1 pseudogene (running past one end of the window) is annotated in these 280 nt (G+C 54.6%); it reads left to right on the top strand.

Going from position 1 to position 280, the window contains the following annotated elements:
• Positions 1-65: 65 nt before the first annotated feature.
• Positions 66-280, top strand: a pseudogene (locus tag GTN70_04155) (nucleotide sugar dehydrogenase) (it continues 602 nt past the right edge of the window).

The following is a 280-nucleotide window of genomic DNA, read 5'->3' as shown; positions in this document are numbered from 1 at the left end:
CGAAGGTCGGGGAGTATTCGTGACAGGATGAAAAAGATATGGTGAAATAGCGCTGGAGGAAAGTCATGCCGCACAGGAAACTCGTCGGGAAGATCAAGAGGAAAGAGGCGGTGGTGGGAATAATCGGCATGGGGTATGTGGGGCTCCCCCTGGCCCGGGAATTCCTCCTCGCCGATTTCCGCGTCACGGGCTTCGATATCGACCCGGAGAAGGTAAGCAGGCTGAACAGGGGCGTCTCCTACATAAAGCACATACCGTCGACGTTCATCAAAAAATACGG

The sequence above is a fragment of the Deltaproteobacteria bacterium genome (assembly GCA_011773515.1).
GTDB lineage: Bacteria > Desulfobacterota > Deferrimicrobia > J040 > J040 > WVXK01.
Note: the sequence above shows the minus strand (reverse complement) of the source record. Positions and strands in the feature narration are given on the sequence as shown.